The sequence below is a fragment of the Mesorhizobium sp. C395A genome, assembly GCF_030323205.1.
In the GTDB taxonomy this organism is placed as follows: Bacteria; Pseudomonadota; Alphaproteobacteria; order Rhizobiales; family Rhizobiaceae; genus Mesorhizobium.
On the sequence record NZ_CP100473.1, the window covers coordinates 3,363,578 to 3,378,480 of the forward strand.

At 60.8% G+C, this 14,903-nt stretch carries 11 protein-coding genes and 1 tRNA gene; 6 read left to right on the forward strand and 6 right to left on the reverse strand.

What is annotated here, in order from left to right:
• The first annotated feature begins 70 nt into the window (after positions 1–70).
• Positions 71–1,000: an NADP-dependent oxidoreductase gene (locus NLY37_RS16510; protein ID WP_023741024.1), complete on the forward strand. Its 930-nt coding sequence runs from the start codon at positions 71–73 to the stop codon at positions 998–1,000.
• Between the two features lie 67 nt (positions 1,001–1,067).
• On the opposite strand, the gene sciP is transcribed toward NLY37_RS16510, so the two are convergent.
• Positions 1,068–1,343: a CtrA inhibitor SciP gene (sciP, locus tag NLY37_RS16515; protein WP_013529904.1), complete on the reverse strand. Its 276-nt coding sequence runs from the start codon at positions 1,341–1,343 to the stop codon at positions 1,068–1,070.
• Positions 1,344–1,600: 257 nt separating this feature from the next.
• Between sciP and mnmA the strand changes: the two genes are divergently transcribed.
• Entirely contained in the window at positions 1,601–2,791 is a 1,191-nt protein-coding gene (gene mnmA, locus NLY37_RS16520) for a tRNA 2-thiouridine(34) synthase MnmA (RefSeq protein ID WP_023683624.1), read from the forward strand.
• Positions 2,792–2,855: 64 nt separating this feature from the next.
• Here mnmA and NLY37_RS16525 read toward each other — a convergent pair whose 3' ends face one another.
• Complete coding sequence (locus NLY37_RS16525; RefSeq protein WP_023733399.1) at positions 2,856–3,815, reverse strand: Gfo/Idh/MocA family protein; 960 nt, start codon at positions 3,813–3,815, stop codon at positions 2,856–2,858.
• A 236-nt stretch (positions 3,816–4,051) separates the two neighbouring features.
• Between NLY37_RS16525 and NLY37_RS16530 the strand changes: the two genes are divergently transcribed.
• Positions 4,052–4,128, forward strand: a tRNA-Met gene (locus tag NLY37_RS16530).
• Positions 4,129–4,433: 305 nt separating this feature from the next.
• On the opposite strand, the gene NLY37_RS16535 is transcribed toward NLY37_RS16530, so the two are convergent.
• From NLY37_RS16535 to NLY37_RS16545, 3 genes are all read right to left on the reverse strand, one after another.
• Positions 4,434–5,588 carry a GNAT family N-acetyltransferase gene (locus NLY37_RS16535; RefSeq protein WP_023696861.1) on the reverse strand — a complete coding sequence of 385 codons (1,155 nt, stop codon included), beginning with the start codon at positions 5,586–5,588 and terminating at the stop codon, positions 4,434–4,436.
• Positions 5,585–6,577 carry a sterol desaturase family protein gene (locus NLY37_RS16540; protein WP_023686296.1) on the reverse strand — a complete coding sequence of 331 codons (993 nt, stop codon included), beginning with the start codon at positions 6,575–6,577 and terminating at the stop codon, positions 5,585–5,587. The genes NLY37_RS16535 and NLY37_RS16540 overlap by 4 nt, the downstream gene beginning before the upstream one ends.
• A gap of 198 nt (positions 6,578–6,775) precedes the next feature.
• The gene (locus NLY37_RS16545) at positions 6,776–8,782 is read right to left on the reverse strand and encodes a heparinase II/III family protein (protein ID WP_023671805.1); all 2,007 of its coding nucleotides are present in this window, start codon (positions 8,780–8,782) and stop codon (positions 6,776–6,778) included.
• Positions 8,783–8,798: 16 nt separating this feature from the next.
• On the opposite strand from NLY37_RS16545, the gene NLY37_RS16550 reads away from it, so the two are divergent.
• Positions 8,799–10,040, forward strand: coding sequence for a glycoside hydrolase family 5 protein (locus NLY37_RS16550; protein WP_023741023.1), 1,242 nt, complete (start codon positions 8,799–8,801; stop codon positions 10,038–10,040).
• Positions 10,041–10,263: 223 nt separating this feature from the next.
• Positions 10,264–12,153, forward strand: coding sequence for an asparagine synthase (glutamine-hydrolyzing) (gene asnB / locus NLY37_RS16555; protein ID WP_023741022.1), 1,890 nt, complete (start codon positions 10,264–10,266; stop codon positions 12,151–12,153).
• An 18-nt stretch (positions 12,154–12,171) separates the two neighbouring features.
• Here asnB and NLY37_RS16560 read toward each other — a convergent pair whose 3' ends face one another.
• Entirely contained in the window at positions 12,172–13,290 is a 1,119-nt protein-coding gene (locus NLY37_RS16560; RefSeq protein ID WP_023671802.1) for a glycosyltransferase family 4 protein, read from the reverse strand.
• Positions 13,291–13,458: 168 nt separating this feature from the next.
• Here NLY37_RS16560 and NLY37_RS16565 point away from each other — a divergent pair, with 168 nt between their 5' ends.
• On the forward strand, positions 13,459–14,898 hold the full coding sequence (locus NLY37_RS16565) for a lipopolysaccharide biosynthesis protein (RefSeq protein WP_023671801.1): 1,440 nt from the start codon (positions 13,459–13,461) through the stop codon (positions 14,896–14,898).
• Positions 14,899–14,903 lie beyond the last annotated feature (5 nt).

The following is a 14,903-nucleotide window of genomic DNA, read 5'->3' on the forward strand; positions in this document are numbered from 1 at the left end:
GTACATACTGGACAAGGGAATGTTACTATCGAAATGATAGTGGCTCAGAAAACCCCAGCAGGAGCCTCCCATGCGTGCCGTTGTCCAGAATTCCGTCGGCGGGCCCGACGTCCTCGTCATCGCCGATCGCCCCGCGCCCTCGCCCAAGTCAGGCGAAGTGCTCGTGCGCGTGCATGCTGCCGGCATCAATCCGGTCGATGGCTCGGTGCGCGCCGGCTACTATCCTTTGCTGGGCGAACCGCCCTTCACTTTGGGCTGGGATATTTCAGGCACGGTCGAGGCGGTGGGCCCAGGCGTCGATGGAGGCCTCAAGGTCGGTGACGCCGTGTTCGGCATGCCGCATTTTCCCAAGCAGGCCGCAGCCTATGCGGAACTCGCTGTCGCCCCGGCCGATGAAATCGCACCGAAGCCGCAAGGCATCGATCACTTTCATGCAGGCGCGCTGCCGCTGGCCGGCCTGACTGCCTGGCAAGGCCTTGTCCGCCATGGCGGCCTGAAGCGCGGCCAGCGCGTGCTGATCCATGCCGCCGCCGGCGGCGTCGGGCATCTGGCCGTGCAGATCGCCAAGGCGCGCGGCGCTTATGTCATCGCCACCGCCAGCCCGAAGAAACTCGATTTCGTCCGCTCGCTCGGCGCCGATGAAGTGATCGACTACACCAAGGGAGATTTCGCCGCCGAGGTCAGCGACGTCGACCTGGTGCTGGAGCCGATGGGCGGCGACCATGCCGACCAATCGCTGACAGTCCTGAAGGACGGTGGCGCCCTGGTGTCGCTGCTCAATGTCCACGACACCACCCGAGCCAAGGCTGCTGCGCGTGGGATCCGCGTCGAGCGCATGTCCGTCGTGCCCGACCGTGAAGGCCTCGTCGAACTTGGCAAACTGGTCGATGCGGGAAAGCTTGCGGTCCATGTGGCAAAGAGCTTTCCGCTCGAACAGGCGGGCGCCGCGCACGCTTTTCTCGCCACCAGGCCGATCGGCAAGGTGGTGCTGACGGTCTGAAGCAGCAGGCATTACCGACAGGCAAAAGGGCGCGGTTACCGCGCCCTTTTCTATTGTGGTCCTGGCTCTAGTGCCGGTATTGCTGGATGCGCGTCGTGCGCAGCCCGGCAAGGCCGTATTCGTCGATCGACGCTTGCCAGGACAGGAATTCCTCGGTGGTCAGCTTGTAGCGCTGGCATGCCTCGTCGAGGCTCAAAAGCCCGCCGCGCACCGCAGCAACCACTTCCGCCTTGCGCCGGATAACCCAGCGACGTGTATTCGTCGGCGGAAGATCGGCAATCGTAAGAGGGCTGCCGTCAGGCCCAATAACATATTTGACTCGCGGTCTAACAAGATCGGTCATCGTACTCTCTACTAAAAACTCAAAGACCCAATCCCCACCACATTACCGCCACAGCTTTAAAAATTGCCTAAGCGAACCCTAATGAGTAGGTAAGGATCATGAACGCCGCGTTAGTCTTTTCGTCGGCATTTGAGGCAACGGCGGGCAGACGCGCAATTTTCCCGCAAAATCGGCACCGCCGCAAAGCTGGCGCCGCTGGTGTGGTTGACCTATATTCGCGCCACTGCCATTGAAGCGCCGCGCAGAACGAAAGAACCATGAACAGCCTCGACCTTCCCGCCAGCCCGCAAAACACCCGCATCGTCGTCGCCATGTCGGGCGGTGTGGATTCGTCTGTCGTTGCCGGCCTTTTGAAGCGCGAAGGCTATGATGTCGTCGGCGTCACGCTGCAGCTCTACGATCATGGCGCCGCAACGCACCGGGCCGGGTCGTGCTGCGCCGGCCAGGACATTGACGATGCCCGCCGCGTTTCCGAGACATTGGGCATTCCGCATTACGTGCTCGACTATGAGGAGCGCTTCCGTAAGGCGGTCATCGACCCGTTTGCCGAGAGCTACGTTGCCGGCGAAACGCCCATTCCGTGCGTCTCTTGCAATCAGACGGTGAAGTTCGCCGACCTTTTGGCCACCGCCAAGGACCTTGGCGCCGATGCGCTCGCCACCGGCCATTATATCCGCTCCGGAGCCAATGGCGCCCACCGCGCGCTATTCCGGCCCGTCGATGCCGACCGCGACCAGAGCTATTTCCTGTTTGCCACCACGCAGGCGCAGATCGACTATCTGCGCTTTCCGCTGGGTGGGCTGTCCAAGCCTGCGGTGCGGGCCATCGCCGAAGAAATGGGGCTGACCGTTGCCGCCAAGCAGGACAGTCAGGACATCTGCTTCGTGCCGCAGGGCAAATATTCCGACATCATCGCCAAGCTGAAGCCAGCTGCCGCCAACCCAGGCGACATCGTCCATATCGACGGCCGCGTGCTCGGTCGCCATGACGGCATCCTGCGCTATACGATCGGCCAGCGCCGCGGCATCGGCATCGCCTCGGGCGAGCCGCTTTACGTCGTCCATCTCGACGCCGACCGGGCCCGTGTCATCGTCGGCCCGCGCGAGGCGCTGGAGACCCACAAGATCTATCTGCGCAACATGAACTGGCTGGGCGATCGCGCGCTGTCCGACATTCCGGCCGCCGGCATGGAGCTGTTCGCCAAGGTCCGCTCGACGCGGCCGCCGCGCCCGGCCGTGCTGCATCACCGCGCCGGCAGCACCTTTGTCGAACTGGTCGACGGCGAGTCCGGCATCGCGCCGGGACAGGCCTGCGTGCTCTATTCCGACGACGGCAACGAAGCCCGCGTCTTCGGCGGCGGCTTCATCGAGCGCTCCGAGCGCGGCGCCGAGGCCGAAGCCATGCTCAGCCGGCTCGCAGCCAGGCCGGCGCAGATTCCCGCAGAGTAAACACTACCCTCTCGGAGACAGTTTTAGTTTCGATCTGCCTTAAAAGCAGAGTTTCGAAACGGTCTCAGGACTTTGTGTGCGTGACTGTACCCGCCGTCAGGATGCGCAGCACCCTGATGGCTTCCTCGCCGCTGGTGCGCGGCTCGGCCCGCGTCTCGATACACTGGATAAAGTGCTCGAGCTCGCGCGTCAGCGGCATCCCCTGGCCGACCGCGACATAGGACGGCTCGTTGGTGGTGAAGGCCCACTGGCCGCTGTCCTGCCACACCGCGTGGCGGTAGACGGCCAGCTTGCGCTCCCAGGGCTCGACATCGTCGAACACCGCCATTGCCTTGGTGCCGACCACGGTCAGCCGCCGCTCGCGATAGGGATTGAGCCGCGAGGTGAAGAGATGGCTGCGCAGCCCGTTGGGAAAACGCATGTGCAGATGCGCGAAATCGCTGAGATTGTCGAGGAGTGCCGCCCCCTCGCCCCTGACCTCGATCGGCTCGGTGCCGGTGATGGCCAGGATCATCGACAGATCGTGCGGCGCCAGATCCCACAGTGCGTCGTTCTCGGTGTGGAATTTGCCGAGGCCGAGCCGGTGCGAGTGGATGTAGCGGACCTCGCCGAGCTCGCCATTGTCGATCAGCGCCTTCAGCGTCTCGAAGGCGGGATGGAAGCGCAAGACATGGCCGACCATGAACACGCGGCCATTGTCCTTGGCCGCCTGCACGGCGCGCTCGGCGTCGGGCACGGTCAACGCAATCGGCTTTTCCACCAGCACGTCCTTGTCGGCCTCAGCGGCGCGCACGGCAAGATCGGCATGGAACTGCGGCGGCAGCGCCATGACGATGGCGTCGATATCATCACGCACGAACAGCTGGTCGGGCTCGATCGCCAGGCAGTCCTGCTCGCTGGCAAAGCCTTCGGCCCGCGCCCGATTGGCATCGGAAACCGCATGCAGCGCGCCGAGCGCCTTGAGGGTGCGGATGTGGTTGCTGCCCCAGTATCCGCAACCGAGGACTGCAATGCGCGGCTTCATCAGCTTCAAACTCTAATTTCTTGGCCGAGACATAGCGGCGTGCCCCGTCGAACTCAACCCCGGTGGCTTACCGGAGATGCCAGCCCGGCAAAGCTTTTACCGGCGACAATATGCCGGCGCCCCTCGCGCATCGATGCTTGACAGGCTCGCCCTCCCAACCTTATATCCGCGCGACCTTGGCGAACGCCTCGAAATGCCTTTCGATTTAAGGCGGATTTCGGGCCTTTCGCCGCCCTGGCGGGGTAGCTCAGTTGGTTAGAGCACGGGAATCATAATCCTGGGGTCGGGGGTTCAAGTCCCTCTCCCGCTACCAGCCTACCTAAGCTACTGAAATCATAGTAAAAACGCCGACCTATGGTAGCGCCCTGTCCGAAAAAATCTTCAATGATTCTCAGGACCTAGCCTGCTACCGTTGTGACGCCAACGAACGTGTTGCAACGCTTCGCAGACGACAAACTGCGCCTCGAGAGACGTGATTTGCGGGAATTGAAGTCTGCACCTGCGGACCCATTCGGTCCCAATTCCGAGGCGCAATCGACGCGGATTTTCGAATGGCGCGCCCATGTCGCACGCCAGCCCTCAACGCTCGGCGGCTTATGCCCAAGTTATCCAGCTAAATTAAGCAGTCTCATCGGGCGGGCGCTCTGGATTCGCCGACGCCAATCCGCGTGAGCGTACGCGGATCGTCTGACAGATACGATCAGCGAGAGAAGCGAGCGCGCCCTGCACAGTGCGTGCCCCAAGAACGGATTGGAGGGTAACGGCCTGTGTTGCAAACCTATGTTTGAAGGCCTCTCCGCCACAGAGGAAATCGACCAATCCCAAGCCGTGATCAAACGACCACTGTATATACTCCGTAATCAGGACCGCACCCGGCGACGCTCGGCTAAAGTCAGGGTCGTAGGTGGTAACGAATGCCATCATGACGTTGTGCTGGACGATGTTGATGGAAACCGCGACCATCGCACCATTGCATTCAAGTACGAAAATGCGCAGCACACCGGCGCGTGACAGCGCGTCCACCAGGGCGGCAAGAACCGGCTCGCCCTCTTCGAAAAGGTCGGATTCACGCGTGTGCTTTTCCAGCCATCTGCGCTTCAGCGCCGACAGTCGCTCCAGCAATGGCTGCAGCGGCTCGTCGGCCGACAGGAGGCGGAATTTCACTTCGCCTGTTTCTTCCAGTATCTTGATGCCGCGCCGATAGTTCTGGCGCATCTTTTTCGGCTGGTCCGCCAGCCATGCTGCTCCGCTGGCCCACTGTCCAGCGACGCGATAACTGACTTCCTCCCGGTGATTGGCGCGAAGCTTGACGCCGCTGGAAGAGCCCGGTGTAAAAATCCTGCGGGCTGCCGCATCCGGCGACAGACGATTGATAAAAGCAAGATCGAAGCCACCCGCCGAACAGATCCGGTTCCAGAGGTTCTGGAGGGCCGATAGGGAGCATTCCGGCGCGACAAGAATATCACCATAGTCCGTATAGCTATTGGCGGCCCATTCGAGGAGCCGAAGTCCTTTTCGTCTGCCGATCGCCAGGGGAATGACAGCGACCAGCCTGTCATCGCTCCATACCAGGCCGATCCGCAGCGAGCGCCGGTCGCGGTCACGCACGGTGCTCCACCATGCCGAAACCCAGGCATGGCTCTGAAAGATCAGTGCATGGGTACGATGCCATAGGTCTACCCATTCGGCTTCGATGGCGGCCAGGCGATCCGTCGAACTGACGATTTCCAGTCGCTCCGCACCAACAGCGTCAATCGAAGCCATTTTGTTCATGGTTGGAGACGGTCCTGCGGCTGCGCGACATCGATGCGCTTTTGAAAAAGTCGCATGATATGGTTTGCCATTTTCTTGAGCGGCAGCACGTAAAGTCCGAAAAGCGACTGATAGTCGCGTACGTCGCGATCTATCAGTCCAAACTTGAGGTCTTCGTCCGGATCCGGGATGAACTGCGTTCCGAATATGCGATCCCAGAATGAAAAAAGCAGCCCGAAATTCTTGTCGTAGTGGCGAGGGTCGACACTGTGATGCACCTGGTGCCAGTGCGGACACAAGATGACGCCGTTCAACCGGCCGAAGGAAATCTTCAGATGCGTGTGGCGAACAAAGTCCATCATGAGAATGTTGCGAATGACATAGACGTTGATGCCAAATATGGCGATCTCGACCGGATCAAGCGCAATCAGGCTCCACAAGCCGAAACTGATCCCCGGTATGACGCCGTCCCAGATCCGGTTCATCAGATCGTCCAGGGGGTGAACCCGGTCCTTGGTGATCCCAACCATCACTTCGGCCGAATGATGCACCTTGTGCAATTCCCACAGGAACGGGAAACGGTGCTGGGCAACGTGATATAGGTAGTAGGAGATATCGTAAGCAACGAGCATGGTTGCGGTGAAGAGGATGATCGTCACTGGGCCGGCGGGGCCGGGTATCAGCGGTTGCGAGATGCTGAAGAGCCAGCCGACTGCCTGGTTTGTTGCATATCCCGTGGCGGCAACGAAGGTGACACCGGCGGGAATGAGCAGGAAGGGCATCACCAGCCTTTTCGTGATCCAGAACAATGCGTCCGCTCGCGCCGATGGGTGCATGATGACTTCCGCGGGAAAGGCGAAGTCGAAAAAGTCCCGGAAGGATTTCTGTTCGACCGTTCGCCAGTAGGCGACCACCGCGCTCCCCAGCGCCGTGAGCAACAGGAGACCGAGTGTCAGCAGATCGATGTGTGAGAGTTTTTCCACGATCACTCTGGCGAATTCCGAAAACATCGATGCAGTGGCTCCTAGGTGGTGAAATGGTGATCCGGCTCGTCGCGAAGCACATATTGCCAGGCCTATCATATGCTGCCCGCAACTGTGTATCGGGATGCGACTGGCAGAACAATCATGGCCAAATTAGCAGATCAACGGTGTCAAAACCGCTAAATATTGTAATTAATGTCGAACGCTGCGCCTGCAACCTGCCCGTTATCGGGTCTGCGGCGGACTTGGCGCGAGCCGGATGACTACTCCCTTTTCGCCTACTTGGCCACGCCATGCGAGGCGTTCGGCTGGCTGCCTTGCACCAAAACGCGGCGAAACCCAGCCGCCTTGGCCCGGTGTGTCGCCGCCGGAACGGATGTGGATCGCTGCGTCTGGAAAGTGGATAGTCATCAAAGGTTCAGCGCCGCGCAATATCGTGACAATGTTTCCATCCCTGTTGGCGTGGAGGTCGGCGGCGAGTTGGAAGACGATCTCAGCGACGCGGCTGCCGCCGAGCAGTTGGTCGGTCACGAGGATGCCGTCGCCATCGCGTGTCACGGCGCGTTGATGCACAACGCCGAAGCGGCCTTTGTACCCGTCATGTCGGGCACACAGCCTCCAGTGCGGCCCCGGCTCGCTCTCCACCAATGTCGCAACCGCCTTGTGCGACCAGTTGAACGCCCCGGAGATGATGCTTTGGCTTTTACCCTCTAGGTTCAGCGTGTTGTGCGCCGGCGTCGAGCGGAACCAGTCGCGCCAGCCTCCCCCCGAACCATAGAGCCATGTGCCGGGGTCGACCAGCACCGGATCGCCGTCAATGCACAGGGTGAGCGACAGCGCGTCGGCATGACCGTGCGCCGCTATCGAAAGGTAGCCCAGCGGGCCGTGGTCGTATGTCAGATGGACGTTGCGACCATTCATCTCGCCGCGCCAGACGGAGAGCCCGCCTTGCGTGAATGTATGCAATCCATTCGGCACCGGCGCCGGCCGCGGTGGCGCGCCGAAGAAAAGCGCACGAAAATCGCCAGGCTCCGGTGCGCTGCCCGGCATCCGTAGAAAACCACGGATGGCGGCCGCGACCGATCCGACATAATCGGTTTCGCCCCCCAGCGTGATCACGCGGCCTTCATCATTGTCGCCGAAGCCGCTGGTTTTCGGCGGGAGCCAGCCTGCGAAATTGGCGAAAGCGGCCAAACGCGCTTCGACGGGCTGGGGAAAAGGCAGTCCGGCCTGGCGCGCCGCCGCAGCGCACAGCAGGAAAAGTTCGGCACTGAAGGCGGCGTAGGTCGGGGTCTGCTCGGCCCCGGCGCCATCGGCCAGGATCTGTTTGAGCACCTCAGCCAGGAGCGACTCGCGAGCCACCTCGGCCCCGAAAGCCAGACCGATCAAATATTCGCCAGCCAATTCCGCGACGAGATGGTTGTTGGCGGACGAAAAACGGGAGGGAAACCGCGGCAGCCAATAGGCGCTTGCCGCCAGTATTTCACCGACTTTTTCTCGCGTCGCCGCGCCAAGCCGGTCGCCGACGAGGTCGAGCGTGACAATCAGGCTGATGGCTCGTAGCGCGACCTCGATGCCCGAGGCCCAGCCAACGCCCCGAAATGGTGGGTTGGCGAAATGCCAGCTCTCGATCGCCGCCTCGATGGCCGCACGGGATTGATCGTCGCCGGTGAGAAGCAGATGGGCAGCCAGTGGCGGCAGTTGCTGCAGCCGGTTGATTTCCCAGACATATTTTACATCGCCACGGCCGGTGGCATGGCGAAAATCGATATCGAAAGTATGGGTCTTGGGGCCTGGCCAAAGCCGGCCGGTCACCGGATCAAGGCGCCAGAGCTCGGGTGGAAAGAGAGTATAGGGGTCTCGCTGTGGCCAGGTCTGCCCAAGTGCTGAAAACTGGCCCCGAAGAGTGTTTTGCGCAGCCGCCTCGATAGCTTGCCGCTGGGCTGGTGTCGCAGCGGCCGGCACAGCATTCCGCAATCCGTGCAGCACCGGGTGCAACTGCGGCGACGCATAGCGCTGCCAGCCGTTGTCGCGGCGGCGCGAAACGGTCCTCCGGCGCTGCTCGTCCAACCGATGCAATATCTCGGCCAACTCCATGCTGCGCAATCGGTTGAAATACCACCCGACCCTCATCCGCGCTCCGCCAAGATTTTGATCCTCATACACCATCCCGTCGAAAAAGCGTGTGGCGGCATCCTCTTTTCCGTTCCCGCGGTTAATATCTTCGGCCATGACGCGGAGTTTTGCGATGAGAAAAGTTGTCTACGTCATAGCGTGCGCGCTTGGCATGGCTTTGTCAGCCGAGGCGGCGCCGATCCCGCTTGAGCGCGGCGTTGGCGTCCATGAATGGCTCAACTGGTCGCCGGTGGAGAAAGATGGTTCCTACAAATGGCCGCCCTATCGCAGCGAGAAGGAATGGCTTGCGGGCGGCAGGCCGCTCACCGATTGGCCGGACGGCGACCAGTTTGGTCGCATTCGATCCATGGGCTTCGACTTTGTCCGGCTGAGTGTCGACCCTGGCCCTCTGCTTGCCAGCGAGGGCGCCAAACGACAACAGGCGCTGGACATGCTTGCCGCTGCGGTGCAGCGGGTGGTTTCAAGCGGGCTCAAGGTGGTTTTCGATCTGCATGGCGTCAGCCAGGTTCCGGCCTACAGCATGGAAATGATCCATGGCGGGGCCGACAGCGAGGGTGTTGCCCGCTATCGCAAAATGGTAGTGGCGGTGGCTGCCATGCTGATCAAAATTGGCGCCGACAAGGTCGCCCTCGAGCCCTATAACGAGCCCGCCTACTACCCTTGCGATTCAAGCGGCAGCGATGACTGGCAGCGGATCATGGCAGGCACGGTTCGCGATATTCGCGCCGTCAGCAGCGAACTCACCATCGTCGCGACCGGCGCCTGCGGCGGGAGCATCGCGGGACTGGTCAACCTGGACCCCAACTTCGACGACCCCAACGTCTATTACAGCTTCCACATGTATGATCCGCACAGCTTCACGCACCAGCGGGCCGATGACAAGAACGTTTTCTCCTCCGGCCTTCCCTGGCCTGCCGACGCCAGCACGCCCGAAGTGGTCGCCGAAACCCTCAAGGCGCAGATGGACGCCGCCGGCTTGAGCCAGATCGAAGAGGTGATGAACATGGCCTCGGCGCGTGAAACGATCGCCCGATACTTTGAGCAGAATTGGGGGCAGAGCCAGCTCGAAGCGGGTTTCCGTCAGGCGGTCGACTGGGCTGAAGCCCATGGCATAGCGAGCAGACGCCTGTTCGTGGGCGAATTCGGCGTTATCCTGATGTCTGCGGATGGCCGCATGGGAGCTTTCGATGCTGATCGCCTGCGCTATCTCATGGCAGTGCGCAGAGAGGCGGAACGCTTCGCGATGCCGTGGTCGGCCTGGGAATTCTCCAACCCTTACGGAATGAGTGTTATCCAACCCAAGGGGCCTGCGATCCCGGACCGGGAGATGTTGCGGGCACTGGGCCTGCCATAACTCGTCATCGGATCAGGATCGGTTCGAGCGGTCTGCCTGGTTGCTGGCGATCAATCGCGTGAAACCCAAGGACTGTCGTCTCCAGTTGCAGCCGAGAGGGCCTGATCGAACCAAATCAGGCTCAGTTTTAAAATCACTCCACCGAGCAGCTATTTAATATATTCGCTGTAGATTGGTGTCCTCGATCATACGCAAAACAAGGGAAAGAGGGCCAAGGGAAAGAATGTGCGGAATTGCCGGCTGGATTGGGCGCAGGGTCGAGAAGCCACAAGATCGGGCCGCCGGGATGTCGAATGCCTTGCAGCATCGTGGTCCCGATGCCGAAGGCATCGAACTCCTGGACCTGAACACAGGCGAGGACCAGTTGGCATTGGTGCATCGCCGCCTGGCGATTATTGACTTAAACGCCGATTCAAATCAGCCGATGCAGACCGAGGACGGACGGCTCCGGATTATTTTCAACGGCGAAATATACAACTACATCGAGCTGCGTGAGGAGTTGATCGGTCTCGGTCACCGTTTTCGCACACGCTCCGACACGGAAGTGCTGCTCAGGGCTTATGACCAGTGGCGCCTGGCCATGTTCGACCGGTTGAGCGGGATGTTCGCTTTTGCGCTGTGGGACGCTCAACGGCGCGAATTGATCCTCGCCCGCGACCCCTTTGGAAAAAAACCCCTTTACCTCATGCAAGGCAGAAATTTGCTGTCGTTTGCCTCGGAGATCAGCTCGTTGTTGTCTGCGCAGCCAGATGGCCAGCAGCTCGATCTGGATGGAGTGCGCGAGTATCTGACCTGGCGTTACGTGCCTGGACCGCGGACGCTTTTCAAACAGATCCGCAAGCTCAACCCGGGAAGCTACGCTGTGTGGTCGCAAGGGGAAGTAACGGAAACGCGCTATTATGCGCCCCCGGATCAGACCGATCTGACAGCGGATATCGATCCAGGAACCGCCAAGCGACGATTTCGGGAATTGCTCGACCGTTCTGTCGAGATCAGGATGCGCAGTGATGCGCCGTTTGGCGCCTTTCTGTCCGGGGGGCTCGACTCGTCGGCAATCGTTGCCCTGATGACCAGGCACAGCGACAACCCCATTCGTACGTTTTCGGTCGGTTTCAGCGAACAGGCTTACAGCGAGCTTCCATTCGCCCGGCGCGTCGCCGATCATTTCAAGACCGATCATTGCGAAATCGTCATCCAGGCGGATGACCTGATGAATCATCTGCCCAAGATGGTCCGCCATCGGGGGGCACCTGTTTCACAAAGTACGGACATTCCAATTTACCTGATGTCGGTTCGAGCCTCGCGGGACGTCAAGATGGTGCTTACGGGCGAAGGGGCGGACGAGATTCTCGGCGGCTACCCCAAACATCGCGCAGAGTCTCTGGCGGGTGTCTACCGGTCACTTGTTCCAGCGTCGCTTCACAACAATCTCCTCGCCCCTTTGATGCGCGCATTGCCCGGCGCATCGGCCAAGTTCGACATATTTGCCCGAAGCGCGGGTGAACGGGACTTTGCCACCCGGATGATCTCCTGGTTTGGAGCCATGACGGCGCGGGAACGCGATTCGCTCCTCGGTGGATTGGCCACTTGCGGCCATGACCGCAATGATTTCCCGTTCTCTTCGAGTGTGACGGAATCTCATCTGCGCCGTGTGTTGTTTTTTGATCAGACATCGTGGTTGCCCGACAACCTCTTGGAACGGGGCGACCGAGTGATGATGGCCGGTTCAATCGAGGGGCGAATGCCATTCCTTGATCGCGATCTGGTTTCCTTCGTCAGCCAACTGCCCGATCGTTACAGGCTGGGCTTCCTGCACAGCAAACAGATCCTGCGCGACTGCATGGCCGGCATGGTTCCCGACGAGGTCCTCAACCGCCCAAAGATCGGCTTCAAGGTGCCCGTCGCCGAATGGTTCCGCGGGCCGATGAGCGATTATGTACGGGACCATCTGTGTTCGTCCCATTCGGTCATCCGTAGCTATTTGAGCGCCAAGAAGCTGGACCAGATTGTCAGGGAGCACGCCGAGCGCGCCGCGGACCACGAAAAACTGATATGGGCGCTTTTGAACCTGGAGATATTCCACCGCGAATTCGCGCTTGGCCCGCCGCAGTGACGACAATGAAGGACAGCGTCAGCGCTTGACCGATCGCGCCTCCGACGCGACCGATCTCCAGACATCGCAGATCGCGTCGACAAACGGTGCAAGCTCAAGCCTTTCCCGGTGCACCGCCATGGCGGCGGCGCCAAGCCGCGCGCGCAGCGCCGTATCCTCGACCAGCCGAGTTAACGCCTCGGTCAACGCCGCCACATCGCCGGGCGGCACCAACAGACCGGATTGTTCGTGGGTGATGATGTCCTCGACCGCGCCAACCGGGGTGGCCACGACAGCCAGGCCGGCCGCCATGCCTTCGATCACCGACATTGGCAGATTTTCGGCGAACGAGGGGAGCACCAGAATATCGGCCGAAGCGATCAGTGATGCGACCTCGTCAGGTCCCACCCAGCCCGGAAAAGCAATACGGTCGGCAATCCCTAGAGCGACCGACCTCGCTCGTGCCGGCTCGACCTCACCATCGCCGGCGATCGTGGCACGCCAACCCCTGAGATGTTTCATCCGCTCCAGCGCCTCGCCCAACTGCGGCACGCCCTTTCGCTCGCCGATGCGGCCGAGGAACAGGATGTGCACGTGATCGCCTCCGCCGACATGCGCCAGGGAAGGAACTGCCGTGGCGTTGGGAACGATGACAATATTGCCGCCGTTCGCCGGTGCCCGGCTGGCGACGAAATCGCGCCAAAGCCCCCCCAGGACAATCACCCGGCCGGCATGCTCGAACAGAGCCCTGATACGGCGGCTCATGAAACTATGATCATCTTTCCAGAATGTCTGATACTGCGCCCCATGCAGATGAAGGACATATGGTATCGACAACAGCCTGGCGCAGGCGGCGATCATCATCTTGCGATAGGTGCTGCCGGAGACCGATATATTGATGTGAATGACGTCGGCGCGTCTGTCGAGGCGGGCCGCAAGCATCCGCGCGCAAAAACCAAGCATGTAGAAGATCGAAAGCCCGACATGTCCCGGGCCACGGCTGGAAAGAAAGCGCAGATCGATGTCGGCGATCTCTTGCCGTTCGAACTCCTGCTTCAGCGCCCCCATGATCCGGTCGATGCCGCCTTGTCCCGAAACGCCCGAGGGCGTTGCGACCAAGACATGTATTTTTCTATTGTGGGCGAGACGCTGCAACATGACACCATTTGGATTGCGGATGCCGGGTGACCCTAAAGCAAACGTTCCAAAAAAGGTTTACGACAAATCTTTTGGTTCAAACTGTATCCGTTCACCCTTTGCCGTCATCATGCTGGAATTCCCGTCGGTCAACGATTAATCGACGGCAAATTTTCCGGGAACAACCCTTTGCTGCTCCGTTCCACACTCATCTATGGCCCAGCTATTCTGCTGACGCGGGTTTCCGCTCTGCTCCTGCTGGTCGTCATGACGCGGCTGATCGACCAGACGGAGTATGGCCTGCTGACCCTGGTGGTCACCGTGGGCGAAATGACGGATGTTGCCGTTACCAACTGGCTGCGCATTGCCTTGTTGCGGCTTGGCGGAAAAGGCGACGTCAGCCGTGGCAGCCTGATGCTTGCCGGACAGGTATTGCTTGTCACCACGGTGCTGGCCCTGATCATATCCGTGATCGCCTCGGCGGTGATCGTGCCGGAGCGCTGGATCGAATTTGCAATCGCCGTCTGCAGCTATCTGATTGCCGGCTCCATCAGCCGGTTCGCGTTGACGGTGCTGCAAATGCAGCAGCGTCATTCCCTCTATTCGATGCTTGAATATCTGCGCGGCCTGCTGCAACTCGCCTTGCCGATCGCCGCCATCCTTATCTTCCAACGCTCGTTTCTGACGGTATCGCTCGGCTCGAGCCTCGCCGTGCTGATTGCCGGCATCGTGGCGTGCGTGGTGGCATCCGGGCGCGTTATTGGCGGCCCGCCGCGCTTCACCCACAAGGAGTTTTTTGCCCTCGGCGTGCCCCTGGTCATCATGGCGCTGGTCGGTTTCGGTCTCAACAGCGCTGAACGCGTCTTCCTCAAGCTCTACTACGATGCCGGCGCGGTGGCCGTCTTCGCAGCCGCCTACGCATTGGCTCGGCAGCCGATCGATATGGTCGCCAACGCAATCAACATGGGCGCATTTCCAGAAGTGGTCAGCCGCTTCGACGAAGAGGGATCCGAGGCGTCCGGGCGGTTGTTGTCGCAACTCATGGCCTTGATGATACGCCTTTGCCTGCCGGTCGCAGCAATGCTTATCGCGCTCAGCGGCGACATCACGCGACTCCTGCTGCCCGCGGAATATCATGGTCGCTTCGGCCTGCTGTTCCCGATCATCGCCTTCAGCGTTCTTTGTGCCAATCTCACAAGCTTCGTTTATGGCGTCGTGGTGCACGCACATAAGCGGCCGTGGTTGCTGATCATCGCCAATTCCTTCGGCTCGGTGGCAACGATTTCACTGTCTTTTCTGTTGATTCCCACCATGGCGGAGGTTGGCGCGGCGTTGGCGTTGGCGGGCGGATCGCTGGCAGGTCTTGCAGCCTGCATCGTCATCGCCGAGAGGCTCACGCCGGTGCCGGTGCCCTGGCGCGACATCGCTGTCTCAATCATAATTTCTATCTGCACCGGATTGGCCGCCAGCCTCGCCAGCACTGCGCTGGGCTATATGCCGGCGATCTTTCCGCTCGCGGCGGGCGGCGTCGCCGGCGCTGCGGCTTTCCTGGGACTGACCTGGTTGTTTCACCCCGCGGCCGTGACGCATTTCATCGGCAAGCTAAGGGCACGGCTCCGGATCGCATAAATCCC

Coding starts and splice junctions, on each gene's coding strand:
- NLY37_RS16550 (WP_023741023.1), top strand. CDS start 8,799: ATGAGAAAAGTTGTCTACGTCATAGCGTGCGCGCTTGGCATGGCTTTG.
- sciP (WP_013529904.1), bottom strand. CDS start 1,343: ATGACCGATCTTGTTAGACCGCGAGTCAAATATGTTATTGGGCCTGAC.
- NLY37_RS16525 (WP_023733399.1), bottom strand. CDS start 3,815: ATGAAGCCGCGCATTGCAGTCCTCGGTTGCGGATACTGGGGCAGCAAC.
- NLY37_RS16535 (WP_023696861.1), bottom strand. CDS start 5,588: ATGAACAAAATGGCTTCGATTGACGCTGTTGGTGCGGAGCGACTGGAA.
- NLY37_RS16545 (WP_023671805.1), bottom strand. CDS start 8,782: ATGGCCGAAGATATTAACCGCGGGAACGGAAAAGAGGATGCCGCCACA.
- NLY37_RS16540 (WP_023686296.1), bottom strand. CDS start 6,577: ATGTTTTCGGAATTCGCCAGAGTGATCGTGGAAAAACTCTCACACATC.
- mnmA (WP_023683624.1), top strand. CDS start 1,601: ATGAACAGCCTCGACCTTCCCGCCAGCCCGCAAAACACCCGCATCGTC.
- asnB (WP_023741022.1), top strand. CDS start 10,264: ATGTGCGGAATTGCCGGCTGGATTGGGCGCAGGGTCGAGAAGCCACAA.
- NLY37_RS16510 (WP_023741024.1), top strand. CDS start 71: ATGCGTGCCGTTGTCCAGAATTCCGTCGGCGGGCCCGACGTCCTCGTC.
- NLY37_RS16560 (WP_023671802.1), bottom strand. CDS start 13,290: ATGTTGCAGCGTCTCGCCCACAATAGAAAAATACATGTCTTGGTCGCA.